Genomic DNA, 24,201 nt, shown 5'->3' with positions numbered 1-24,201 from the left:
GCGATGGAAGGCTATCCGTTCGGCGTTGCGAAGCGCATTGTCTCCGTTGCGACCGAGAACGGGCAGACCGTTGCACAGACGGAAGAGCCGGAAATCCAAGATGTCATTGATCAGATTGGCGTGCAGAAGACAGTCCCGCTGCAGCTGGCGAATCTGGATACAGCTTCCGTTCCGGAAGGTGTAACGATAAGCAAGCTGCCGGAGAGAGTGAAGACGCAATCGTTGCCAACGATTTCAATGACAAATAATGATGAGGGTTTTGAGGTTAGCTTGAAAGGGCTGGAGTTTCAACCGAAGTTTAAGGATGATAAAGGCGTAGTCTTCGACAAGTCGAAAGTGAAGATCGGCCTGTCTGGGAGCCTACTAATTGGAAAGCCAGAAGTCATTAGTGATTACAAATATTCCGTGATTAAAGGAGTAAAGAGATTCCAGCTAGAGTACAAGTCTACGGACAAGCTTCAATTGGAGTTAAGCTTGAATGGCGAAGCTGGGTATTAAGGGAGCTACACGTATTCGCCGGTATACAAAGGCTATGATTCAAGTAAAAACTTCTTGGATTTTGAAGAAGATATTTCCCTAGGCACCTTTTATGTACCAGTGGCCGGTCCGTTGGGGGTTGAAGCTTCTCTACAGCTGCAGCTGAAATTCGATGCATCGCTCGGCATCACAGAAACGGTAACGGCGACCATATCGAAGGATATCGGGATCGTAAAGGCAAATGGCAGCTATCAGGCTATAAACAAGTTTACGAAAGAGATTGAAGTCGAAGGAAAAGGAGAAGGTCAGGTCTCGGCTAGCCTCGGCCCAGAGCTAAAGCTAGGTGCTTCGATTCTGCAGTTCGCCAGCGCCGGCTTATTCGTGAATGGAGGAATTAAAGGAGAGGCCGCTATTTATGCGGGAGGCAAAGTAACGTATACGGATGAGAACGACAACATCAACCCATCTGAATCAAAGGATGACTGGGAAGGCGAACAGCCCGCTTGCGCAGAATACGGGATTGACTGGTTCTTGAACGCAGGGGCGTATGTGAAGATTCCGCATATCCTTAATCTTGAATTCCCGATCGTGGAGCAGACATGGCCGATCAAAGAAGGCAGCACATGTAAAGAGCCGGAGAAACCTAAGGACGATCAGCCGGCTGACACATCGGATGAGCCAGAGCAACCAGAAACTGGTACGGATACTGGTATAGGATCGGATACAGTAGATCCTTCATCAGGTTCGCTTCAGAAGACAGTCGTCGCCAACCTGGAATGGCAAAACATGCTGCATCTTAACAAAGGCGAGCAAGTGACCATTACCGCAGTTGATGGCAAATGGAATATTTGGCCGGGCCAAGGGGATGAATTCTGGTGCGACGCGAATGGTTATCCGTTAGCGATTGATCAGACGCTTGCCTCCAAGAGCCGAAGCGAAGTGCCGGATCATCCTTGGGGCTCATTAATTGGCAAGACGAGAACGGCCTCCGGTTTGGAGACGAAGTTCTTTGTCGGCGGGGACAGCAGGACGATAACCGCGAGCGAGGATATGGACTTGTTCCTCGAAATAAGCGATGACCCGGGCTATTTTGCAGATAATCAGGGCTCCATTACGGTTAAATTCGAAAGGTCGAGTCCAGAGCAGAAGGTGTTTGTCTCAGCAGCCCAAGATCCATCTCAAAGCGGCTATACCAACACGGCCATTACAATCGCGAAAGGGCAGACGGTCAACGTTACGGCGACAGGCATTGGATATTACAGCGGATATGACTCGTACTTTACCGATGCAGACGGCTTTCAATTCCTGTCATCCAGCCCGGATAGACTTAGCCCGAAGATGGATAGTATGGCTATGTTCAACATCGCGCCAATCGGCGCATTGGTAGGCGTTATCCAGATGTCGGACGGTTCGCTGAGCGGTCCAATTGTGCTCGGTACGAACCAGACCTTTACTGCACCTGCAGATGGAGTGCTGCTGCTTATGTATAATGATGATCCGGGTTACTATGGCAACAATTATGGCGGGTATGATGTAAGTGTAAATGTCTCCTCGAACTAAGGTGGATGCTGGATTTTCGCTGCTCGCATGATGTACACTACTTGCGTATAGCAAGTTGAACCTAGAAGGCTGGGTTTTAGGAGGATGCAAGCGTGAGCAAAGAACAAGCAAGCAAGGTATATACAGGTGATTGTAAGGTGCTGCAATTCTTCGAGGAATTGTCCAAGATTCCGCGTGGATCGGGCAACGAGAAAGCGATCAGCGATTACGTGGCGCAGTTTGCGAAGGAGCGCGGCTGCACGGTGATTCAGGATGAACGATATAATCTCATTATCAAGAAGCCGGCCGCAAAAGGGTACGAAGACGCGCAGACAGTTATTTTTCAAGGACATCTGGACATGGTCTGTGAGAAAAATAAATCGACGCAGCACGACTTCACCAAGGACCCGATCCGCTTCAAGCTTGACGGGGATATGATCTATGCGCAGGATACGACGCTTGGTGCAGATAACGGCATCGGCGTTGCGTTCTCAATGGCGCTGATGGACTCGGCGGAGCTGGCGCATCCGGCGCTGGAGATTTTGCTGACGACGGAAGAAGAGACGACTATGGCGGGAGCGGAAAATATTGATGCTTCCAAGCTTAGCGGGCAGATGATGATCAACTTCGATTCCGACCGCGAAGGCGTTGTGTTCGTAAGCAGTGCTGGCGGAGCGTCGGTGTTCCATACGGTGCCGATTGTTTGGAGTAGCGGTGAGGCAACGGACAGCCGTTCGGCGTATACCATTGCGGTGGAGGGCTTGATTGGCGGCCACTCTGGCGATGATATTATCCGCGAGCGCGGCAATGCGAATAAGCTGGTCGGACGTGTGCTGGATGATCTGCGGCGCCATGTCGCTTTTGACCTGGTGAGCGTTGCCGGTGGCATGAAGGTGAACGCCATTCCGCGCGAGTCGGAGGCGGTTGTGCGTCTGACGGCGGAGGAGCTGGCGGCGGCTGAAGCGCGTATTGCAGAGTGGAACGAGACTTATAAGGATGAGTTCGAGGCTGCGGACCCAGGCGTGAAGGTGACGATTGCTGCGATTGAAGGTACGGCTGGGAATGCGGCAGTGTCGCGCTGGCTGACGGAGGAGACGAAGCTGCTCGTGATCCGCTTGCTGGCGCTTATGCCAAACGGCGTGCTTAGCATGAACAAGGCGATCGAGAATCTCGTTCGGACATCGACGAATATCGGTGTGATTTCGACGAAGGAGGACGGGATTGTGTTCGAGAGCCTTGTGCGCAGTTCGCATCGTTCTCAGCTGGATGCGGTGCTGCAGGGGATGGAGACGCTCGCGGAGGCGGTGGGCGTGAAGTTCCGGCACGATCATTATTTTCCGGGCTGGCCATACCGGTCGGATTCGAAGCTTCGCGAGGTGTTCGAAGCGGTGTACGCACGCAAGTACGGCGAGCCGCTACAAGTTAAGGCGATCCACGCGGGACTCGAATGCGGCGTCCTCGTTGGGAAAATGCCGCATCTCGACGCCGTATCCTACGGCCCGAACATGTACAATTTCCACACGCCGGAGGAGCATGTGTCAATTTCCTCTGTGGAGCGGACGTGGGAGTTCTTGCAGGAGGTTATGCGTGAATTGAAATAGGTTGGAGAGCGTGGGGGCGTTGGGGTCCTCACGCTTTTTTTTGTTTTGTTGGTTGGTGGTTGGGAGGTTTGCAGGCTGGCGAGCGAGGAGGTGCGGGCTTTGTGGTGAGGATGCGAGGGGAGCTAGGGTGAGGGGCTGAGAAAGGGTTTTGCCTCTCTCGGAAGGGGCAGGTTGGCGGGAATGAACTTGGAGGTGGCGGCGAGCTGAGAGAACATGTACGTGCTCCCATCGCCATCGCCGAACAAAATAACCAACATTCCGATGCCTCAAAAGAAAAAACTCGGGGCCGCTATCAGCCCCGAGATCACATTTTGAGATTGCCATAAACCGTTTACTTCGCAAGCTCCCCGAACCGTGAATAGACGGCGAGAGCCGGGTCGATCGGCACTTCGGCGCGTTGGACGTTCGCCGGGATTTGGATCGTTGGCGTTGGACGAGGGAGTCTGCCCTCGAATTGCGGCAAGTATTCCTGCTGGGCAATGAGCATCTCCGTTACCATGTCGCGGATTTGCTTCAGCGTCAGCACGGAGGACGTGAGCGGGTCAAGCGCGATCGCTTGCACGACCGTTTCAGGGTCGCCTGACTTTGCCGCCAGTACAGTAAGGCGCTGCACGTTAATGTTCGTCATATTGAGTGCCGCGCACTGCGGCGGCAGGTCGCCGTTAATGGTGCGGTGCAGCCCATTGCGATCTGCGAACACAAGACCTTCTGCGCAGCAATCCTCCGGCAGGTTAGAGATCATGCCGTTGTTGCGCAGATTGCCGCTGAACTTGAAGGTGCGGCCTGTTTCGAGCGCTTCGATAATATAAGCGCAGTACTCCACGCTGCGTGGCGGAAGCTCAGCGGATTCGCCTGCAAGCACGTCTTTCTCCTTGTACTTATCGGCAACGTAAGTGCACCATTTGTAGTACGCGCCGCTTTCGCCGCCGAAGGACGGCTCGTCGCAGTAGAGATCAAGCGCTTGCTGGCTGCTGCGGAACCAAGGCACGTATTCGGATAGATGGCCGGTCGACTCGGTCATGAAATAGCCGAAGTGGCGGAACACTTCACCGCGGACCTTCTCATTGACGTAGAACTCCGGCTCCTCGAACTTCTCACGCAGAATCGGGTAAAGATCTTGCCCTTTATGCGTCAGCTTCGTGAACCAGCCCATATGGTTAATGCCTGCGGAGACGTAGTCGATCTCATGCTTCGGTACGCCGACATAGCCGGAGATGAGGTCGAGCGTCGTCTGCACGCCGTGGCACAGCCCGACATACTTGACCTTCGTCTCGCCAAGCGCCCAGCAGATCATGGCCATCGGATTGACGTAGTTCAGCAGCGTTGCTTCCGGACAAAGCTCTTCCATATCGCGAGCCAAATCCAGAATGACCGGAATGCTGCGCAGCGCACGGAACACGCCGCCTGGTCCGAGCGTATCGCCGATACATTGGTCAACGCCGTAGGAGAGCGGGATTTTGTAGTCCTTCTCGAACAAGTCAACGCCACCGATTTGGAACGAGGCGATGACGTAGTTCGCATCGCGCAGCGCTTCGCGGCGGTCTGTCGTAATCGTCACCTTCGACTTCAGCCCGTTGTGGGCAATCACTTTATCGGCAAAAGCTTTCACCTGCGTCGTCTTCGACGTTGACGGTGCCATCAGGACGAATTCCGTGTCTTCGAGGTCCTTGGTCGCCATAATGTCGAGGATTAACGTTTTGCAAAAAACGATGCTTCCTGCTCCGATAATCGCGATTCTTCGCATCGGTACACGCTCCTTCTACGTTTTGTTGTTCACTCTAAGCCTAAGTCTAAGTCTAATCCTAATCCTAATCCTAATCCTAATCCTAAGCCTTCGCCGGCTGCTGCCAATATGTCCGCGACATGAAGTCGATGTACGAGCGGGCGAGGATCAGATCCTCCAGCGCCTCCTTGGACGTACAAGGCGCTGGGCGTTCACCCTTCACGGCTGCGATGAAGTTGATCGCTTGATTCCGCATGGCGGATACGTTAGGCATGATTGGCTGCACGATCTCCGGCGGCGCGATATCCGGATTGTCCTTGTAGATCGCTACCTTACCTGCTTGCTGGCGAACGAGCGGAGCAGGGAGGTCGACGCGGACGAAGCCTTTCTCGAAGGAGACGAGCACTTGCTCATGCCATTCAATCGAATTCGAGTACGGCGCCATCTCCAGCGTGACGGTAATGCCGCTGTCGCTCTCGCCAACAAGCAGCACGCCTTCGCGGTCGCCGAAGGTCAGCTTATAATTCTCGCCGCCGAGGAAGAAACGAATCGCGTTTACTTGATGAATGTAATAATTCACGAAGATATCCAGCTCGCGTGTCTGATGCTCGGTATAGTCGGACGGGCCGCCTTCCAGCGTCAGAGCAGGGTACGGCTCATTCGCGCTTAGCGGTTTATCCGCTCCAGCAACCCAATCCCCTGGAGGCATCGTAACACGGATGCTGCGAAGCTTGCCATAGTCGCCATTTGCCCGCCAAGCGTCTACTTCCTTCTTGGCGCGTTCCATCGCAGGATCGGAGCGCTTATGGTAGCCGACCATGTGCAGCGTGCCAGTCTCTTCGCTAATGCGGACCAGCTCGCGTCCAGCTTCAACCGTTAAGCAAAGCGGCTTCTCCGTGAAGACTGGAATACCCGCGCGCAGAATGTCCGGGATAAGCGCAGGATGGTGGCGATACTGCTGCGGCGCTACAATCGCATCGACATTTGCATTCGCAATCAGCTCTAGATGGTTGCTATACACCTGAGGAATACCGTACCGCGTCGCCACGAGCTTCGCGGATTCCGGACGCACCTCAGCAAGTGCGACGACTTCGCATAGATCCGTGAGCACCGCATAGTTGCTCAGGTGAGCCATCTGGCCCATACCGCCGCCGCCAACAAAACCAATTCGTAATTTGCTCATCGTCACTAACCCTCTCTTTTGCCTAAATTTTCGAATAGATAGAGTCCGTCCTTGCCTGGCGCGACAATGTCGGGATAGCCGTTGCCGGTCAAGTCCTGTACCCAGAAGTAAATCCCTGCGCCGGAAGCCTCGCCAGCAGGGCCGAAATCAATGACATGCTTCTTGAACTGGCCGCCATTCAGCTTGTAATAGTAGATACCGATCGGGTCATGAGCTCCCGGATCGCCGTCGTTGTGGGCACGATACCGCTTGCCCGTAATGAGCTCAAGCTCGCCGTCTTGGTCGAGATCCACGAGCCACAGGTCATGGAACTGGGAGCCGCTCATGTCGATTTCGTGCTTCGTCCATGTCCGCGATCCGTCTGCAGCGCGGCCTTGCTCGTACCAGTGCAGCCCGTAATCATGCGCTTGCCCGACGATCATATCCATCAGGCCGTCGCCGTTCACGTCATGCCCAAGAATGGGTACGCTTGCGCTGCCGAGCGAGAATTCTGGATGGAATGTCCACAGCCCGCCGCTAAGCGGATCTTCCGGCTGCTCGAGCCATCCGCCACTCAGAATGATGTCCATGCGCCCGTTGCCAGTCACATCGACGAAGCCCATGCCATGTCCGCTCGAACCTTCGCTGATGACGTACTTCTTGAACTCGCTCGTCCCTTTACCTTCCGCATCGCGAACGAGCTTGTAGAATGCCTGCGGCTCTCCCGGTGTATTCGGAAAAATCTCGAGGGAGCCGCAGCCGTCGATATCGTAATAACGAATCGTCTCGATGCTGCCGCATTTGTCGATATCGAACGTCTCCCAAACGGCCGACGTATCGCCCGGATTACGCCGCCAGCGGAGCGTCTCGCCCCACCAAGCGCCTGTAATAATATCGAGCCGCCCGTCGCCGTCGACATCCATCGGGTAGTCGGAGAAGTCGTCGTGGTACTCCGAAATTTCCATTACATCGCATATAAAATGTTTCTTCGCGTAGTCAGGTCCCTCATACCAGTAAGCGCCGCTCACAATATCCGGAATGCCGTCTCCGTTGACATCGAACACAGCGCAAGCCTCGTATTTCTCCTCGGACAGCTGTCTTTTCTTAAATTGCAGCAATGATTGCACGCTCCGATCCGAAACTATTTAATGTTGTACTTACTAGCCTTGCTCACTTATGCTAGGCATAACAAGATGCGAGCGCTCTCTATAAAAAGCGTATGTCATGCAGAAGCAAGAGACAATAAGTGAACTTGGGCGAAAAACTATTCATTCTTGCGTTGATGAGAGGAGGCCAACGCTTTGGCGGATTCGACATTATTTCGTGGGCAGCCGATCTATATAGCAGGCAGCTCGTTCGATATGGCAGGGGGCGACAGCCGGTTCAACCTGGAGCTGCATAAGCATGACGCCAACAGTGAAATACTGCTGATTGAGGAAGGCGAAGGCGAATTTGAAATTGACGGGCGAAGCTATACCGCGGGGGCGGGCTCCATGCTTTTCTACCATCGCGGCATATGGCATAGGGAGCAGTCGACGAAGCATCCTTTTCGCTGCACCTATATCGGGTTTACGGGGCTGCAGATCGGGGAGCTGGAGCGGGATTTCTTCCTCGGCAGGGATCGCGTGCCGATTATCCAGCTGCATGATCAGCTCCCTGCCATTCGCAAGCTGATGCGCGACACGATCGCGGAATCGTACAAGCTTGAGCCGGAATCGCAGATGATTGCGAGTCACTATCTCGGCATTATTTTTGCTAAGCTGGCTCGTATTGCTCACTATGGCGATGAGGCGCAGCGGTCGCGTTTCCCGGCGAAGGAGGCGGTGTGGAAGGCGAAGCGGATTATCGAGGAGAACTATAGCGCGCCGATTACGCTGGACACGCTTGCGGAGGAGACGTACTTGAACAAGTACCATCTGGCGCATCTATTCAAAGAATTGGTCGGAGTCAGTCCGATTCAGTTCCTCATTTATTGCCGCATCGAGGCGGCAAAGCGCTACCTGCGCACGACGAGCCTCCAGGTGAAGGAGATTGCGGAGATCGTGGGCTATCAGAGCGAGCCGTCGTTCTATAATGTGTTTATGAAGGTGAGCGGAGTGACGCCGAGGAAATATCGGGAGGGGTTGTAAAGGAAGAGAAGGGTCAGAGCGTAACCTTTCGATCTTCGGGATCGTCAGGAGGGTGTGGGAGGGGACGTTATGAGAAAGAGAAATTTGCTGCTGCAATTGCTGGGGCTGCTCATGCTGATGGTTCTGCTTACGTCCTGCGGACGTTCCGAGGGCAAGGAAGATCAAGCAGCCGCCATGAACCCTGAGGTAGCGAAGTTAATGGCTGAACCACGGCTCGTATACAAGGACGACATGTTCGAGATGAAGCTCAATCTTGCGAAGACAACGTTCGGGAAGGATGAACCGATCGTCTACTCGGCTAGCCTAACTTATATTGGGGACAAGGACACGGTTACGATTTGGGGCGGGCATACGTTTATCGGCTTTACGATTTCGGATGGGATGACGTTTAACATGGAGGGAGCGAATACTTCGGAACTGACGTCGACGAAGCTGGAGCGGGGTAAGACATCGGTGTTTCCTTTCTTCAAAAGCGGCGGATATGGCGCGGATGATCCGGATGCAGCTTTCTGGCAAAAGTTTTACGCGGAGAAGGAGCTGCGGCTTCCTGCCGGCAAGTATCTCATTACGGCGGTTTGTGATTTCTCGCTGGATAAGGAAGTCGTGCACAGCCACTATAAAGGAGAAGTGCATGCGACGATAACGGTGGAGTAGGCTGGCAGGAAGGTTTGCAGGAGCGTAGATTGCCCAGTGCAGTGAGGGTGATCGGTGCTCTTTTTTTTGAATTGTCCATCAGATGGATGTGGACTTGAGCAGAATTTCGACGCGGCGTTTGTTAATTCCTTTTATGTAAAAGGCGCACGGTGAGCGCTTCGTGTCGGAACAAAACAAAAAAACCGCCTGCATAAATGCAGGCGGCAAAATTGCAGAGAGACCCGAAGTGATAACGGTTGTCGCGGCTATTAATGGCGAATGAGATAATCGAAGGCGCTTAGCGCAGCGGTTGCGCCCGAGCCCATCGAGATAATGATTTGATTGTACGCGCTGTCCGTGCAATCGCCGCCGGCAAATACGGCTGGCATGCTCGTTGCCCCGCGCTTATCCACGATAATTTCGCCGGAGCTCAATCGCGCGATGTCATCGCCAAGCCATTCGGTGTTCGGGACAAGTCCGATTTGGACGAATACGCCTTCCAGCTCGACATGCTTCTCGGCATCTGTTCCGCGTTCCGTATAGGTAATGCCGTTTACTTTGTCCGTTCCTGTAATTTCTTTCGATCGCACGTTCTTAAGCACCGTGACGTTCGGGAGACTGTATAAGCGATCCTGCAGTACCGCATCTGCCTTCAACTCGGGAGAGGATGCCAGGACGGTAACATGGCTGCAGATGCCTGCGAGATCGATAGCGGCCTCTACGCCGGAATTGCCTCCGCCGACAACGGCTACGCGCTTGCCAGCGTATAACGGTCCGTCGCAATGCGGGCAATAAGCGACGCCTTTATTCTTGAACTCTTCTTCGCCCGGAACGCCGATATTGCGCCAGCGAGCGCCTGTAGATAGAATAACAGTCTTGCTCTTGAGCAAGGCGCCATTCTCGAGCTCAACCTCGACGAATTCCCCATTCTTCTCAAGGCGTGTCGCGCGCTGCAGCTTCATCACATCGACGTTATACTCCTTCACATGCTCCTCAAGACTTGCCGCAAGCTTGGGTCCTTCGGTATATTTCACGCCGATGAAGTTCTCGATGCCAACCGTTTCGACCACTTGCCCGCCGAAACGATCCGCTACGATACCGGTGCGAATTCCTTTACGCGCGGAGTAGATAGCTGCACTTGCGCCTGCTGGTCCGCCTCCTACAACGAGCACGTCGTAAGGCTCTTTGTTGAACAACGCCGAGTCGTCACGCTTCATGCCCATTTTGTCCAAAATCTCGTCAATCGTCATGCGGCCGCCGCCGAAAAATTCACCATTCAGGAACAAGGACGGAACCGCCATGATGTTGTTGCGCTCGACTTCCGCTTTGTATACCGCGCCGTCGATCATCGTATGCGAAATGCCGGGATTAAGGACGCTCATCAGGTTCAGCGCCTGCACGACGTCCGGGCAGTTATGGCAGCTTAAACTAATGTACGTCTCGAAACGGTATTCGCCTTGGACGTTCTTGATCCGTTCGATCACGTCCTGCTCGACTTTAGGGGCTCTGCCGCTGACTTGCAGCAGGGCGAGCACCAAGGACGTGAATTCGTGGCCGAGCGGTACGCCAGCGAACACGATCCCTGTGTCCTCGCCTGGACGGTTCACGCTAAAGCTTGGCGTTCTTGGCAATTCCGCTTTCTCGACCTTAATCCGGGAAGTCATGCTGGCAAAAGTGTCCGTCAGCTCGAGCATCTCTCTCGACGCTTGATCGTCGCCTGCGCTAACTTTGATCAGCACGTCGCCTTCCATCAAGCCGAGGTATTGGTTTAATTGTGCCTTAATTTCCTGATCTAATACCATGTCCATTCACCCCTTATATCTTCCCGACGAGATCGAGACCCGGTTTAAGCGTAGAAGCGCCTTCCTGCCATTTAGCAGGGCAAACCTCGCCTGGATTGTTGCGTACATATTGAGCAGCTTTAATTTTGTTCACGAGCGTGCTAGCATCGCGGCCGATGCCGCCCGCCGTAATTTCAACCGTTTGAATGACGCCGTCTGGATCGATGATGAAGGTACCGCGGTCAGCTAAACCTTCTTCTTCAATGAGCACGTCGAAATTGCGAGAAATGGTATGTGTTGGGTCACCGATCATAATGTATTCGATTTTCCCGATCGTATCCGAATGGTCGTGCCATGCTTTGTGCGTGAAGTGGGTATCCGTCGATACGGAATAAACTTCTACCCCAAGCGATTTCAATGCTGCGTATTGATCTTGCAAATCGCCAAGCTCCGTTGGGCAGACGAATGTGAAGTCAGCGGGGTAGAAGCATACAACGCTCCATTGTCCTTTGAAATTCGCTTCCGTTACTTCGATGAAATTGCCGTTTTGGAAAGCTTGCGATTGAAAGGGGAGTACTTCTTTACCGATTAGTGACATGATGTGCGTGTTCCTCCTGTAGAATGAATATTAATTTATAATTATTATAAACTGATAATAGTTCTCATTCATGATTTTGTCAACCCACTTTCGCTTCCAGTTGATAATTATTTTCAGTTAGGGATGTTAATATGTCATTCGATTGAACGAATGCTTTACTTTCAACTAAGTGCGATAAGCCATTTATTTTTCTTCTCGAAAAATGGAACTTTCATCCACCATCAGTTGTCTAACTAGTGGAGAGGAGTGAGCGGCTTTCGTGGAAGATGACTATCTCAAACATATAACGAGGCTGGGTGAGCCGGAGATGGATGGGCTTGTCCGCCGCTATTGGCATGATGTGTGGCAGTACGCTTACTTTTTGACCCGCCGTGAGCATGTAGCTGAAGACATTGCGCAGGAGACGTTCATTCGGGCCTTCCGCGCGATAGACGCCTTCCGAGGACAATGCTCGGTGAAGAGCTGGCTGTTCAAGATCGCCCGCAATACCGCATTCAATTACAGCAAATCCGCCTTTCTTCGCAAAGTGACGCTCATCGGGTTATTTCAAGATACAAGGCGCTCCGCATCTGCGGAAGTAGACTATATGTCCGCTAGCTTCACGGATGAGATCTGGTCGTTCGTACTTGAGCTCCCCCGGAGCGATCGGGAAGTCATTATTCTGTATGCGCATTATGAGCTGTCATATAAGGAGCTCGCCGAGCTGCTGGGGATTGCCGAGGGTACCGTGAAATCCCGGCTGGCACGCGCTAGAGCAAAGCTTGCAAAGCGAATGAAGGAGGAGCGATTGCAATGACGAAATGGCATTCAGATGAGCCTCGGCAAGCGGACCCGTTGTTCGATCGGCTGAAGCAGCGTCCTTTTCAAGAGAGTCGAGCCCCTTCGGAGCAGCGCATTGCGAACATTCACCGGCTTGCAGCGACCAAACACAAGCCAGGAAGACGCAGAAAGCGTCTGTGGCTGGGTTGGTCAGCGGCAGTAGCGGTTTGCCTTGCGCTGCTGATTGCTTTTGCCTACGTGTATGAAATCCCAGGTGGTATCGCGGACTGGCGCTATTCCCGCGCTGCGGGGTACACGGGCACGGTGAGCATCCCGATTGGCAAGACGCCCGAAGAAGCGGTCCAGAAGTTCAGGAATTACACCACGATGAATGTCGTTCACCGCGAGCCGATAGATGGCGGGATGCTGCTGTTCATCAAGCGTTTCTATCAGCAGGACGGCACCGATCTATCGATTGAATTTGTCCGCAAGACGTGGCTAGGATGGAAATGGGTCATGGGCGGCGGGTACGGGTTATCGAATTCTATGAACGCAAGAGAAGCATTTAATTATATGAGTATGCCGAAGTTTGAAGGCATTCATGGTCCTTTTCCCATTGTATTCGGACAGTTGTCTAACACGTCTATCACGGGGATTCATGTTACGATTGGCGGTCCAGATGCGGGTAGTTATCCTGCTAAAATCGTAGAGTTCGAGGAGGGGCAGAGACTGTGGTTCGCTACTCTTCCATCGACTGCGGCACCATCGTACGGAATTGAAGCGCTTAATAGCGATGGAGCCATTGTCGCGAGCAAGACTTTCGATGATCCACGCGATTCCAATAGTGTTCCGATGGCTGTGAGCACGGGTGAGCAGGTGAAACCATATTCGCTCGAGAACATTGTAAAAGCGGTCCAGGATCAGCATGTGAAGCTAGTCCCTTACGGAATTACCGGTCATCCGATGCAGCTAGACCACATTACGCCTGAGGTATATGCAATTGAAACAAAGGATCAGACGGATCAGAGCGATCCTGAGTTTGTTCATATCTATATGTTCCCATCGACGGAATCACGGGCGAAAGGGGCGAGGCAGTTCAACGAGATGACGAGTGTATCTCAATTCATGACAACTTACCCCTTTACTTACGAGGTGGGCAATGCGTTCTTCATTTATTGGGCGAAGTCGAAGGATAGTCCGCTTATGAAGCAAGTCATTGATGTGGCGATGAACGAGCTTTAGATTGTGAGATAAAGGAGACCGGGAAATGATCAGGAAACGATTCATGCTGCTTGCTTGCGCGGCAAGCTTGCTTGTAATTGGCACAAACGCATACGCGTCGAAGCCGATCGACATTATCGTGAAGGGCAACGTGCTCCATTCGGAAGCTGCGCCAATTGTAGAGAATGGACGTGTACTCGTTCCGGTCCGTGTTGTTACGGAAGCGCTTGATGCTGGCGTGGTATGGGATGCCGAGCAGCAGACCGTATCGGTCAGTAAATATTCGGAGACGGTCAAGCTGACACTCGGACAGAAGAAAGCATTGATTACCGGCATTTCTTACGATAACGAGGTTCAACTGGACGCATCTGTGAAGCTGAAGGAAGGTCGGGTATACATCCCGCTGCGCGTGCTTTCGCAGATATTCGGGTACAAAGTGGCCTGGAAGGACGGAGCAGTCTCGATTTCCTCGCCGCTTGACGAGGCGCAGCGCAGCACGCTGTATCATGGAGACTTGCTGCATGCACGCAAGCTGGCGATGAGTATGATGTGGAGTCAGGTGTACTATACTCACAAGCCGTTAGTGACGACACATGCTTATGAAGATTACAGCAGTACATTTATTTTTCCGGAAGGAAAGGCATTGAAGTTTATTATGATCGATGGCAATGAGACCGTATCATTGGTTGAAGTGAAAGATGATTTTCCAGTGGTTACTTGGCAGGCTCACGTTGATATCAAATCCGGTGGAGAAGGGCTCACGAAGCTTGTCGCGAATGAGCTGTTGGATCAGACGGGGCCAAAACCGTCAATCGGCACAAGCTTTGCTTTCTACACGCATGGGTATTCAGGCGATAGCAGTGATGCGAGAAGTGGAAGCATCGATGCAGACGGCAAAATCACGACGCTCGGGTATATCCATAAAGTAGGCGGAGAAGTGACGAACGCGAGCGGGACGGTATCGCTCACCCTGCCGCAGGAGCTGCGGAATGAGTAAGCTGCAAGTAGTGCTGGATGCAGGCGGCGTCATTGTTACGAATCTGCCTGAGCTTTGGAAGGAGATTGCGGAACATGCGGATCTTCCCATCCATGAGCTGAAGGAGAGCTTTAACGTGCAGCTGCGAAGCACGCTATGGACCGGCGAGTCTGATGAAGAGGCTTTCTGGCAATGGATGACTTCCTATTGTCCGGGTATAACGACTGCGGATGGTCGGGCTATAATGGCTCGGCATCTCCGAACGTTGCCGGCTTATCATCGCATCCAGGCATGGAGCGAATTTGCAGACATTCATGTGCTTAGCAATCATCGGCATGAATGGTTAATGCCATTGCTTGAGCCGATTCAGCCTTACCTGACAAGCGTCACCATATCGAGTCAGGCTGGGAGCTGCAAGCCTTTGATGCCGATTTATAAGCTTGTTCAATCGAGGCTGCGGGCGGAGAAGCCCGTCGTATTCGTGGACGATTCAGAGCGGAACTTAGTTCCCGCGCGCGAGCTGTGCTGGGAAACATTGCTGGCGGATGAGGACGGGGAGTGGATGGAAGCGATAGATGAGAGGTTGTAACCAGCATTGGACAAGAAACTTATACCACCAAACGGCTGGAGTGGAGCTAGTTGTATGGCAATACTTGTGTGCTGCAGCTTGAGTATCGCGCTAACGAACCCACATAACCTTATTGCGACGAAAAGCGTCCGCGAAAAAATGTAACGAACTCCAGCGACGCTGTTGGCTGCTTTTCAGGTAGAATGAAGCGAGTTTGCTCGGAATAGCGTTGCAGAGGTTCGTTAGAATTCAGAAACCCGCGTTTTCGGAGGAATAACGATTCCTGAGCTCGTTAGCGCGCGGGGGAGAGGTTGAGTTACGGCGTCGATGATGTTGCATGAATAGCATTGACCGCCAGCGTTACCAACTCCAGATGTAATATCAAAGGCAGTGACCGTTGGTCACAGCCTTTTTGTCATGAGCTACAATGCAGGCAGTGACCGCTGGTCACAGCCTTTTTGTCATGAGCTACAATGCAGGCAATGACCACTGGTCACAGCCTTTTTGTTGCGAGCTACAATGCAGGCAGTGTCCGTTGGTCGCTGTCTATTTTACATACTTTTACCAAACAGTGGTTAAAGTAAGGACATCTCTAACGAAGGAGGGAATGCGTGTGAAATTAAGCGCATCGGTGAAAGAGACGGATCAGTACTTTAAGGAGCTGTTCTCGGATCAGAGTGATTTCCAGTCGAGGCAGCTGAATCTCGATGGAACGGAGTTCCGGTTATATTATTTCAACACGTTAATTGATCCCGAACTCGTTCAGAATTATGTCCTGAAGCCGCTGATGTCCCAGCCGCGAGCTCCCATCCATGATGTCGTGTCCATTCTCGATTACACGGAAAGCGAGAGCTTGCAAGAAGCGGTTCATGCCATCATGTATGGCAAGACCGTGCTGCAGCGCAGCGGAGAGGCGAAGCTGCACTTGCTGGGGACGGATCTCAAGAAGGAGCGTTCCATTAACATCCCGACCAACGAACGGGTGCTGCGCGGCGCGAATGAGGCGTTCATTGAAAATTTAGATACCAATCTCAATTTGATGCGCAAGCTGATCAATTCAACGGACTTCATCGTCAAAACATACACGATTGGTCGGCTTTCGCAGACCAAGGTCGCCCTGATGTACATTAAGACGGTAGCGGATATGAAACTCATTGAAGAAGTAGACCGACGCTTACGGAGCATCGACATCGACTACCTCGATGCTCCTGGCGAAATTGATGAGCTTATTCAGGAGCACAGGTTTACCTTGTTCCCGCAGCTCCTTATTACAGAACGGCCCGATCGTGCACGCGCCAATCTAATGGAAGGCAAAGCGGTCATTTCAGCTGCCGGGTCTCCTGATGTACTCATCTTACCCGTCTCATTCTGGTCGTTCTTTCAAAGCGAGGACGACTATCAAATCGGCTGGCTGCTAAGTTCCGTCTTTCGGGTATTGCGCCTCTGCTGCTTCTTTATTGCCATTGGCCTGCCGGCTCTATATGTCGCCGTTGCAGGGTTTAATCCGCAGCTGCTGCCGATAAATTTTGTCAATACGCTCCAAAGCTCACTTAAATATGTGACATTCCCGCCGCTAGTCGAGGCACTCTCGATGATGCTCTTGCTCGAAATATTAAGAGAAGCGACGATTCGGCTGGCAAGTCCTGTTGGCCAAACCATTGGCGTCGTTGGCGGTATCGTCGTTGGTACTGTCGTTGTTCAATCCAACTTGGTATCCAATACGATGGTCATTACAGCCGCATTAACAGGCTTAGCCTCGTTTGTTATGCCGTCATACGAGATGAGCAGCGCCACACGATTGTTAAGTTATCCTGCGCTTCTGCTCTCCTCTGTGTTTGGCTTGTTCGGCATAGCCTTCTTCTTCATGATGGTTTGCACCCATCTATGCCAGATCAACACAATGGGGCTCTCCTATTATAAGCCGCCTTTCTCCTTAAGCGACACCAAGGATACGCTGTTTCGCGCTCCGACGTGGGCGTTGCTTAAACGACCGAAAGCAACGGCGCCAAACAATAGAACGAGGATGCGGAATCCAAGGGGTTGGAAACGATGAGGGAAGACGTAATAACAGGCAGACAGCTGCTCATACTCATCTTTATGACGCAGCTTGGCGTCGAGGTCATGTCATTACCGCACGCTGAAGCTGATGTTGCCGGACATGATACATGGCTGGCCGTATTATTAAGCGGGCTGTGCGCACAAGCCGGAATTATGCTCATTTGGTGGCTTGGCAGCCGATATCCAGCACGTAATTACTTTGCTTATATCCCCCAAATCGTCGGCAGACCGATAGGAGCGTTCGTCAATCTCATTTATGGCTGCTATTACGCGATTTCGGGATGTCTGCTGATTGTGAATTACGCCGATGTGTTGAATCGATGGTTATTCGTTTTTACACCGCGGTGGGTTCTTGTTCTGATGTTATTGATCGCATGCGGGTATGCGGCGTCACTATCGCTGAAGAGGATTTCTTATATCGCGCAATCCTACTTGATATTTGCCGTTATCGGTTTTCTTCTGATTGTGTTTAGCGGTATGTATGGGCTTGATGTAAAGAATTTACTTCCCGTTCTGTCAGGCGGTTGGAATCCGGTCGTGAAGGGCATTTATTACGCATTCAGTGGATATGTTGGCTATGATTTGCTGCTGTACGCCTTCCCTTATGTGAAGACGAAGAGTAAGAAGAGGCTGCTTCTTATAACGACTCTCGCTAATGCCACTACGATCCTTTATTATGTCATGAGCTGTCTGATTAGCTCGACGATGTTTAGTTTGCAGCAGCTGAAGGTTATTCCTGAACCTATTGTTTTCATACTGAAGTATTACCACCTTGAGGTGCTGCAAAGCTTGGATATCTTGTTTCTGATATTCTATGTGTTTGTCGTCTCGGACACCGCATATATCTATTTCTTCCTGTCGGCCAAAGCCTTCGTTCATCTTCGCAGTCAAGGATTGGGCAAACATCGGATATGGGTCTGGATTATGGTTGGGTTAGCCTTTATCGGCAGCCTCTTCTTCAAGAAACGAGGTTCAATTATGACATTCTCTGATATGCAGGATATAGGCTCCGTGATTATGATTGTGGCTGTGCCTGCCGTCCTTCTTATCATTTCCGGACTCCGCGGCGCGGGGAGGAGCAGAGCATGAAGAGAGGAATTGCAGTGCTGCTGATGTGTCTGCTGCTCACCGGGTGCTGGGATCAGTTAAGGCTTAAAGAACAGCTGTTTGTCGACATTGTCGGTATTGACTACGAGGGGGACAGCAAGAAACTGAAGGTTGGCTATGTCATCTCAGCGCTTAGGGAAGCCAGTCAAGGTGGCGGCAAGCCGTCCAGTTTATATATTGAAGAGCAGGGAGATAGTTTATATGATTCTGTACTTAAAACAAATAAGCACACACCTGGCATTTTAACGGTTCAGGAAACCAGGCTTTATCTCATCACTCCCCGCTTTGCCAAAGATAAGCCGCTTACTTACTTGAATTCCGCCGGACAATTCATATCCAATCCGCTGTATGCCAATCTTGCGTTGTATGATGGCGATCTCACCCTGCTGCTGTCCAAGAAGAAAGTAGAGGAACACACTGTTTCGGAATTTATAAATGGCTTATTGGCAGACGAGATCACGCGGGGGAATATTCCTTCTAACAAGCTGCTACGGTATATACTTGGGGGCACGGATTTTATTAGCGATTTCGGCCTCAATCGGTTTGTGCCGGATAAGGATGGGGCTCGTCTTGCAGGTACCGCCTTGTTTCGAGACGGGAAGTACACCGGTATCAACCTGGATAATGATGAGACCCAAATAGCCTGCTTGATGGCTGGAACCCCTGGCAAGACTCAGGCTATCCATAGTAAAATCGACAGCGGAATATACACCATTCGGATAAGGACTGCCAAGAGCGGTATCCATACCATCTATAACGATAAAGGAATTCAAGAAATGGATATTTCCCTCAAGCTGGTTGTTAAGCTAATTGAGGACGGACCTTCGATGAAGAGTCACTCGAATCAATTGCTGAAGGAGAGGGAGAAGGCAATCACAGCAGATCTAACGAAGGAAGCAGAGAACGTTATCGCAACGCTGCAGAAGGCGAACTGCGATTATTTTCAGCTGGCACATGTGCTTGCGGCCTATCATCCAAAGCTGTATAAAGGGATGAATTGGCGCGAGGAGTATCCGAAGCTGAAGATTAAACCGAAGATCAAGGTTACGATATTGAATACGGGCGTTCTGGACTGACATAACTGAAGTCTGCGGCTGATTCATGCTGCGGGCTTCTTTTTTGTTTGATGGACTGCTGAATATCTTATGGCTGCGCGATTCCTTTGCCTGCTCATGTGAGCGGCGGGGATTTTTTTCTTTACGAAGAGCCACTTGCCAGAGAGATGTGCTAAATTAATAGAAATATTTATGAAAAGGGGATGAGCGTGTATGGAGAGAGAGCAAGGTGGCACGCAGGATGGAAATCGGGAGCGGCATGAGTTGAACCGTATCTTGCGGGAGCTTGGCCATGAGGAGCTGGTGACGCAGCTGGCGGAGGGGCTGTCCGGTGCGGATTTCAATACGCTGATGCTTGAGGTGTTCCGCCGGCGTGCGGTAGATAAACAGCCAAGCGGGCTGCTGCGCAGCTATCGGGAGAACCGTTTCGTGAAGCCGGCGGCGGTAGATCCGCTTGCGCTCAAGCAGCTGGAGCTGGATTTGCTCCTAATTGCGCGGGAGCGGGGGTATGCGCCGGTGCAGCTGTCGCCGGTTGCGCCGATTGGTTCCTGTTCAGTCGTGGCACCTGCGGACCAGAACAAAATCATCTCCGCTCTACGCGGCACCGAAGTCGTCGGCGATATGACCAACCTGCTCGCTCTGCATATTGCCGACGGTGTGCAGTCTGGCGCGCTCAGCAATCATCCTGATCCGGTCAGGTTGTGCACGACCCATCGCCTTGTGCGGGCACAGAAATTCCCGGATTTACCGGGATATTTATCGCATTTCTCTGCGTACGCAATGGTGACGGCGGGCAGGGACCGCGGCTCGTATACGTTTGAGAAAGAGGCGGTGCGTGAGCACATTGCGATGTACCGGGACATGTTCAGCAGGCAGTTCAGAGGGACTGGCATTGAGGTGCTCATTAGCGGACGCGGCGGCTACACCGACGGCGAGGGCTTGATCGCGCGGACCGTCCAGCACCTTCACGAACATGCGCCGGAGCTAGTCGTGACGGTAGTCCCGCCGAAGGACAACGCGTATTACCTCGGCCTGCAGTTCACTATCAAGACTTCAATCGACGGACGCGAGCACTTCATTGGCGACGGCGGCTTCGTCGACTGGACTCAGCAGTTGCTTGGCAGCAAGAAAGAGCGCATGCTCATCAGCGCAATCGGATTGGATCGGCTGTTGATGTAGGAAGGGCTGGAAGAGGAGAACGAGCTGCTATCCGCATCGCTGTCCGTTGTTGTAGAAAAACAAGCTTATAGTTCTGGGGCCATGGTAAAATAGGCATATCATTTTTGGCGAAAATGACCAACGACTTCAGGGAGGCTAACTTATGGGCGTTTCGGCAGCGATGATTGTGAAGGATGGGGAGAGGTGCATTGAGCGAGCGATTAGATCCGTACTTCCGGCTGTGGACGAATTTGTTATTCTCGATACGGGCTCCACGGACCGCACTATAGAGATTATCGAGAAGCTAGCTAGTGAAGATGAGAAAATTAAGCTTTCTCATTATGTATGGAGCAATGATTTCTCCGCGGCCCGGAACGAATCGCTTTCTAAGGTTTCGTATGATTGGGTGTTTGTTGTCGATGCGGATGATGAATTGCCGGCACAGTATCAGCCTCGAATTCGCGAGTACACGGAACAGATGGACCTTGATGGTCAGCAGGCAGCACTGTATATCATCTACGATAACACGGTTGGCGGCAAGATCACTTCTTCTTATGATAATGCCTATATTCGTATTTTTCCCTCGCGGTTAAGGTATAAAGATATGATTCACGAGGTATTGGACCTCGACAGCCATTCGATTGCTGTCCGGAAGTCGGACATCCATCTTCTCCATGACGGGTACGATCATAATGTTGTGGATACGTGGGAGAAGCGCAGAAGAAATTTGCACCTGCTGCAGCAAAATTTGAAGAAGGACCAAGACAACGCTCGTCTATGGATGCAGCTCGGTCGAGAGATGAAAGAGCTCGATCCTGTGAAGGCTAAGAGGTATCTGGAAATTGCCGAGTCGAAGACGAATGATCCACGGTTGATGAAGTGGATCAATGAGTCTCGTCAAGGTCTGTAGAGGGCAGAGTTGCTGGAGTTGAGAGAGCACAATGGGTCACTCAGCACGTTGGCAGAAGCTGAGAGAACAAATACGTGCTCTCAGCATCCGAAACGCGCAAAATGTTGGCTGAGAGAACACATATGATCTCTCGGCGTCGCGGCCTCGAGTAACCGGCTTGTAGTGGGAGCTGAGCGAGGAAAAAGCCTCTCTCAGCAGGCGGAGTGGGCGATCAGAGCAAAAGTTACTGGACTGAGAAGCCAGTATATCAAAAAAGGGACGAAGCCGCGGCGGCTTCGTCCCTTTCGATTTATGCTTTTGCAGCGGAAGCGAGTGGACCGAACGCACTGCGGTGGGCTTCGATGATTTCGTCTTCCCAAGTCTCGTTGTCGGAGTTCGGGATGCGGCCGCTTTGCTTCATCACTTCGAATACTTCGCGCATGCCTTCTTCAAGCGAGATCGTCGGCACGAATTCAGGAACATCGCGCATCAAGCGCTCCGAGCTGTAATACACGTTATGCGCAAAAATCTCGCTGCAAATGCCGAAACGTCCGGCATCGATCGAGTTCAGCGTATCTAGCGATACACCAACAAGCTCGACTTCTCTGCCCAGCAGCTTCATCGCCAGCTTATGCTGCTGTTCCCATGTCGTGAAGCCACGCGGAACGACGTTGTATGTTTGGCCGATGCAGTGTGCTTTGCCAAGAACGCCAGCGAACGCTTTTGCCGCATCGTCTACATGCATGAACGAGTGGAGCGCTTTGCCATCGCCGCAGATGAGCAGCGGCTTGCCCTTCAGAATACGGTCGATCCAAGTGAAATCCCAAGCCACTTGGCGCAGGATGCCGCTTTGCGGACCATATGTAGTCGATGGCTTCAGAATCGTCACAGGGAAGCCTTCGCGGTAGTGCGCTTCGAGCAATAGCTGATCCGCTTGCGCTTTGCCGCGGCCGTAACCGCTGATCGGACGAAGCGGGTGATCCTCCGTCACGGGCATCCAGTCGTAATCGACGCCATACGTACACACGGTGGAGCATTGAACAAAATGCTTCACTCCACGGAACGCGCGCAAGCTGCTCGCAGCATCTTCCTTGTCGAAGCTGATCATATCTATCGCTGCATCGAACTGCTCTTGCTGCATCGTTTGTTCAAATGTATCGCGATCCTTGCGATCTCCATTGATAACGCGAACACCCGCAGGCAGGTCGCTGGTGCTTTGACCGCGGTTATAACAAGTGACTTCATGGCCCTGAGCCACCAGAAGACGAACAATGCTAGTACTAATGTTGCCGGTACCGCCAAGAATAACAACTCTCATGCGTTAACATCCTCACTCTCTCGCGCAAAGTCTATAACTTACAGGCAAATAGAAAAACCTCCTGCCTATAGTAACACAGGAGGCCTCGCGTTTGTTAACCCGAGAGAAGTTCACCATATTTCACTAAAAATTATTCGTTTACGCGTGTCGCAGCAAGGTCTCTGATAGTCCGAAGCTCAGCAGACCGCTGCTCGAGTGTGCTCAGCAGCAGGTCGACGTTCGTGATCACTGCCTGCAGTTCCTCTGCTTTCGTGACACCAGCCAGCAGCTCGGCAGGCGCTGCCGACAGAGCTGGCAACGTGCCAAGCAGCTGCTGCAGCTCGCCGAGCAAACTCGCACCGCTCGCACTCACGCCACCGGCAGCGTCTGCACTCGCACTGCCCGCACTCAAACTGCCCACACTCATGCCGCTCAGCGCTACACCGCTCACACCAGCACCGCTCGCCGTGCCGCCTCCTACAACGCCTGCCGCGCCAGCAACCGCTTCACGCTCCGCCGCCGCGCCTGCCGCCGCTTCGCGCTCCGCGGCCTCCGCCGCGAGCCGCGCTTTCTCGGCCTTCGCCGCGGCGGCGCGCTCTGCCTGCTCCGCTTTCAGCTCCGCGGCCCGCTCGCGTTCCGCTTTATTTTGCTGCACGGTTGACCACGTTTGCAGCAGCTCGTACCCGCTCTTGTACAGCAGCTTGTCCTTCGTGCCCGAGGAAATCTCCTTGTCCTTGAACAGCTTCGCGATCTTCTTCACATCACTGACAGGCAGCGCGTCGCGCGCAATGATGAGCGCGAGCGGGTCGCGATGCTCGAACGGCAAATCTTTAATGGGCAGCAGCTGATCCTCGGTCAGCTTGCCCTCGCGGATTTCCGTGCCGCTGACGATCAGCTTCCGCACGCCGTTCCCGAACTTCAGCAGCTCGCACTTGTTCTTAATATAGCTCTCCGGCTTGCCGAGCTTATTCGCGAGATACTTGATCGAGCTGTTGAACTTCGATTCATGCATCAGCTTATGGAACGCTTCCGCTTCCTCAATCGGCGAGAAGCCTTCTCGCGTCAAGTTCTCCGCGATTTGCTCCAAATAAATTTCCATCTCATCGGTCGCACTCGACACGATGCATGGCATTGACGGCTTGCCGAGCATCTGGCTCGCTTTGTAGCGTCGGTTGCCGTAGATGATTTTATAGCGTCCGCCAGCTGTCGTCCGTACTTTAATGGGCGAGAGCAAGCCAATCTCTTCGATGCTCTTCGCGAGCTCCTGCAGCGCTTCCTCATCGAACTGGTAACGCGGCTGGTCCTCGTCCTCATCAATTAAATGGATTGGGATTTGAATAATATCCATATCATTCTCCTATCATTGCACATCTTTAAGAGTCGCAATCTCTTAGTTTTTATGGTTTTTCGCTTTATCTGTGCTAGTCAACCGTATTATATACCAGGATGCTTTTTGTGGAAATAATACCG

At 52.4% G+C, this 24,201-nt stretch carries 21 protein-coding genes; 14 read left to right on the top strand and 7 right to left on the bottom strand.

What is annotated here, in order from left to right; genetic code table 11:
- The first annotated feature begins 3 nt into the window (after positions 1 to 3).
- From AC0LWF_RS18820 to AC0LWF_RS18810, 3 genes are all read left to right on the top strand, one after another.
- On the top strand, positions 4 to 498 hold the full coding sequence (locus tag AC0LWF_RS18820) for a hypothetical protein (protein ID WP_474653079.1): 495 nt from the start codon (positions 4 to 6) through the stop codon (positions 496 to 498).
- 111 nt (positions 499 to 609) lie between these two features.
- The gene (locus AC0LWF_RS18815; protein WP_474653078.1) at positions 610 to 2,037 is read left to right on the top strand and encodes a LecA/PA-IL family lectin; all 1,428 of its coding nucleotides are present in this window, start codon (positions 610 to 612) and stop codon (positions 2,035 to 2,037) included.
- 92 nt (positions 2,038 to 2,129) lie between these two features.
- Complete coding sequence (locus tag AC0LWF_RS18810) at positions 2,130 to 3,617, top strand: aminoacyl-histidine dipeptidase (protein WP_474653077.1); 1,488 nt, start codon at positions 2,130 to 2,132, stop codon at positions 3,615 to 3,617.
- Positions 3,618 to 3,948: 331 nt separating this feature from the next.
- Here AC0LWF_RS18810 and melA read toward each other — a convergent pair whose 3' ends face one another.
- The 3 genes from melA to AC0LWF_RS18795 all read right to left on the bottom strand — a co-directional run bounded on the left by melA (position 3,949) and on the right by AC0LWF_RS18795 (position 7,620).
- Positions 3,949 to 5,361 (bottom strand): alpha-galactosidase, encoded by a 1,413-nt coding sequence (gene melA / locus AC0LWF_RS18805; RefSeq protein WP_474653076.1) that lies wholly within the window; start codon positions 5,359 to 5,361, stop codon positions 3,949 to 3,951.
- A gap of 82 nt (positions 5,362 to 5,443) precedes the next feature.
- Positions 5,444 to 6,523: a Gfo/Idh/MocA family protein gene (locus AC0LWF_RS18800; RefSeq protein WP_474653075.1), complete on the bottom strand. Its 1,080-nt coding sequence runs from the start codon at positions 6,521 to 6,523 to the stop codon at positions 5,444 to 5,446.
- Positions 6,524 to 6,528: 5 nt separating this feature from the next.
- Positions 6,529 to 7,620, bottom strand: a complete 1,092-nt coding sequence (locus AC0LWF_RS18795) for an FG-GAP repeat domain-containing protein (protein ID WP_474653074.1) — start codon at positions 7,618 to 7,620, stop codon at positions 6,529 to 6,531.
- A 183-nt stretch (positions 7,621 to 7,803) separates the two neighbouring features.
- Here AC0LWF_RS18795 and AC0LWF_RS18790 point away from each other — a divergent pair, with 183 nt between their 5' ends.
- Both AC0LWF_RS18790 and AC0LWF_RS18785 read left to right on the top strand, forming a co-directional pair.
- Positions 7,804 to 8,631, top strand: coding sequence for a helix-turn-helix transcriptional regulator (locus AC0LWF_RS18790; RefSeq protein WP_474653073.1), 828 nt, complete (start codon positions 7,804 to 7,806; stop codon positions 8,629 to 8,631).
- Between the two features lie 69 nt (positions 8,632 to 8,700).
- On the top strand, positions 8,701 to 9,285 hold the full coding sequence (locus AC0LWF_RS18785) for a hypothetical protein (protein WP_474653072.1): 585 nt from the start codon (positions 8,701 to 8,703) through the stop codon (positions 9,283 to 9,285).
- A 248-nt stretch (positions 9,286 to 9,533) separates the two neighbouring features.
- Here the strand turns inward: AC0LWF_RS18785 and ahpF are convergent, their stop codons facing one another.
- Both ahpF and ahpC read right to left on the bottom strand, forming a co-directional pair.
- Positions 9,534 to 11,066, bottom strand: a complete 1,533-nt coding sequence (gene ahpF, locus AC0LWF_RS18780; RefSeq protein ID WP_474653071.1) for an alkyl hydroperoxide reductase subunit F — start codon at positions 11,064 to 11,066, stop codon at positions 9,534 to 9,536.
- A 13-nt stretch (positions 11,067 to 11,079) separates the two neighbouring features.
- A complete protein-coding gene (ahpC, locus tag AC0LWF_RS18775; RefSeq protein ID WP_474653070.1) occupies positions 11,080 to 11,643 on the bottom strand; it encodes an alkyl hydroperoxide reductase subunit C in 564 nt (187 codons plus the stop codon).
- A 259-nt stretch (positions 11,644 to 11,902) separates the two neighbouring features.
- Between ahpC and AC0LWF_RS18770 the strand changes: the two genes are divergently transcribed.
- The 9 genes from AC0LWF_RS18770 to AC0LWF_RS18730 all read left to right on the top strand — a co-directional run bounded on the left by AC0LWF_RS18770 (position 11,903) and on the right by AC0LWF_RS18730 (position 21,455).
- Positions 11,903 to 12,439, top strand: coding sequence for an RNA polymerase sigma factor (locus tag AC0LWF_RS18770; RefSeq protein WP_474653069.1), 537 nt, complete (start codon positions 11,903 to 11,905; stop codon positions 12,437 to 12,439).
- Positions 12,436 to 13,644 (top strand): hypothetical protein, encoded by a 1,209-nt coding sequence (locus AC0LWF_RS18765; RefSeq protein ID WP_474653068.1) that lies wholly within the window; start codon positions 12,436 to 12,438, stop codon positions 13,642 to 13,644. The genes AC0LWF_RS18770 and AC0LWF_RS18765 overlap by 4 nt, the downstream gene beginning before the upstream one ends.
- A gap of 25 nt (positions 13,645 to 13,669) precedes the next feature.
- Positions 13,670 to 14,620 (top strand): copper amine oxidase N-terminal domain-containing protein, encoded by a 951-nt coding sequence (locus AC0LWF_RS18760; protein ID WP_474653067.1) that lies wholly within the window; start codon positions 13,670 to 13,672, stop codon positions 14,618 to 14,620.
- The gene (locus AC0LWF_RS18755) at positions 14,613 to 15,188 is read left to right on the top strand and encodes an HAD family hydrolase (RefSeq protein ID WP_474653066.1); all 576 of its coding nucleotides are present in this window, start codon (positions 14,613 to 14,615) and stop codon (positions 15,186 to 15,188) included. Before AC0LWF_RS18760 ends, AC0LWF_RS18755 begins: the two co-directional genes overlap by 8 nt.
- 586 nt (positions 15,189 to 15,774) lie before the next feature.
- Positions 15,775 to 17,220, top strand: a complete 1,446-nt coding sequence (locus tag AC0LWF_RS18750; RefSeq protein ID WP_474653065.1) for a spore germination protein — start codon at positions 15,775 to 15,777, stop codon at positions 17,218 to 17,220.
- The gene (locus AC0LWF_RS18745; protein WP_474653064.1) at positions 17,217 to 18,314 is read left to right on the top strand and encodes a GerAB/ArcD/ProY family transporter; all 1,098 of its coding nucleotides are present in this window, start codon (positions 17,217 to 17,219) and stop codon (positions 18,312 to 18,314) included. The genes AC0LWF_RS18750 and AC0LWF_RS18745 overlap by 4 nt, the downstream gene beginning before the upstream one ends.
- Complete coding sequence (locus tag AC0LWF_RS18740; RefSeq protein WP_474653063.1) at positions 18,311 to 19,408, top strand: Ger(x)C family spore germination protein; 1,098 nt, start codon at positions 18,311 to 18,313, stop codon at positions 19,406 to 19,408. The genes AC0LWF_RS18745 and AC0LWF_RS18740 overlap by 4 nt, the downstream gene beginning before the upstream one ends.
- Before the next feature lie 192 nt (positions 19,409 to 19,600).
- Complete coding sequence (locus AC0LWF_RS18735; protein WP_474653062.1) at positions 19,601 to 20,566, top strand: hypothetical protein; 966 nt, start codon at positions 19,601 to 19,603, stop codon at positions 20,564 to 20,566.
- A gap of 142 nt (positions 20,567 to 20,708) precedes the next feature.
- A complete protein-coding gene (locus tag AC0LWF_RS18730) occupies positions 20,709 to 21,455 on the top strand; it encodes a glycosyltransferase family 2 protein (RefSeq protein ID WP_474653061.1) in 747 nt (248 codons plus the stop codon).
- 289 nt (positions 21,456 to 21,744) lie between these two features.
- Here the strand turns inward: AC0LWF_RS18730 and AC0LWF_RS18725 are convergent, their stop codons facing one another.
- Together AC0LWF_RS18725 and AC0LWF_RS18720 are read right to left on the bottom strand one after the other, a co-directional pair.
- Entirely contained in the window at positions 21,745 to 22,752 is a 1,008-nt protein-coding gene (locus AC0LWF_RS18725; RefSeq protein WP_474653060.1) for an NAD-dependent epimerase/dehydratase family protein, read from the bottom strand.
- A 130-nt stretch (positions 22,753 to 22,882) separates the two neighbouring features.
- Entirely contained in the window at positions 22,883 to 24,079 is a 1,197-nt protein-coding gene (locus AC0LWF_RS18720; RefSeq protein WP_474653059.1) for a ParB/RepB/Spo0J family partition protein, read from the bottom strand.
- Positions 24,080 to 24,201: the final 122 nt, after the last annotated feature.

The sequence above is a fragment of the Paenibacillus sp. sgz302114 genome (genome assembly GCF_056120345.1).
Note: the sequence above shows the minus strand (reverse complement) of the source record. Positions and strands in the feature narration are given on the sequence as shown.

Coding starts and splice junctions, on each gene's coding strand:
- AC0LWF_RS18820 (WP_474653079.1), top strand. CDS start 4: ATGGAAGGCTATCCGTTCGGCGTTGCGAAGCGCATTGTCTCCGTTGCG.
- melA (WP_474653076.1), bottom strand. CDS start 5,361: ATGCGAAGAATCGCGATTATCGGAGCAGGAAGCATCGTTTTTTGCAAA.
- AC0LWF_RS18800 (WP_474653075.1), bottom strand. CDS start 6,523: ATGAGCAAATTACGAATTGGTTTTGTTGGCGGCGGCGGTATGGGCCAG.
- AC0LWF_RS18785 (WP_474653072.1), top strand. CDS start 8,701: ATGAGAAAGAGAAATTTGCTGCTGCAATTGCTGGGGCTGCTCATGCTG.
- ahpF (WP_474653071.1), bottom strand. CDS start 11,066: ATGGTATTAGATCAGGAAATTAAGGCACAATTAAACCAATACCTCGGC.
- ahpC (WP_474653070.1), bottom strand. CDS start 11,643: ATGTCACTAATCGGTAAAGAAGTACTCCCCTTTCAATCGCAAGCTTTC.
- AC0LWF_RS18765 (WP_474653068.1), top strand. CDS start 12,436: ATGACGAAATGGCATTCAGATGAGCCTCGGCAAGCGGACCCGTTGTTC.
- AC0LWF_RS18760 (WP_474653067.1), top strand. CDS start 13,670: ATGATCAGGAAACGATTCATGCTGCTTGCTTGCGCGGCAAGCTTGCTT.
- AC0LWF_RS18755 (WP_474653066.1), top strand. CDS start 14,613: ATGAGTAAGCTGCAAGTAGTGCTGGATGCAGGCGGCGTCATTGTTACG.
- AC0LWF_RS18750 (WP_474653065.1), top strand. CDS start 15,775: ATGCGTGTGAAATTAAGCGCATCGGTGAAAGAGACGGATCAGTACTTT.
- AC0LWF_RS18745 (WP_474653064.1), top strand. CDS start 17,217: ATGAGGGAAGACGTAATAACAGGCAGACAGCTGCTCATACTCATCTTT.
- AC0LWF_RS18740 (WP_474653063.1), top strand. CDS start 18,311: ATGAAGAGAGGAATTGCAGTGCTGCTGATGTGTCTGCTGCTCACCGGG.
- AC0LWF_RS18735 (WP_474653062.1), top strand. CDS start 19,601: ATGGAGAGAGAGCAAGGTGGCACGCAGGATGGAAATCGGGAGCGGCAT.
- AC0LWF_RS18730 (WP_474653061.1), top strand. CDS start 20,709: ATGGGCGTTTCGGCAGCGATGATTGTGAAGGATGGGGAGAGGTGCATT.
- AC0LWF_RS18725 (WP_474653060.1), bottom strand. CDS start 22,752: ATGAGAGTTGTTATTCTTGGCGGTACCGGCAACATTAGTACTAGCATT.
- AC0LWF_RS18720 (WP_474653059.1), bottom strand. CDS start 24,079: ATGGATATTATTCAAATCCCAATCCATTTAATTGATGAGGACGAGGAC.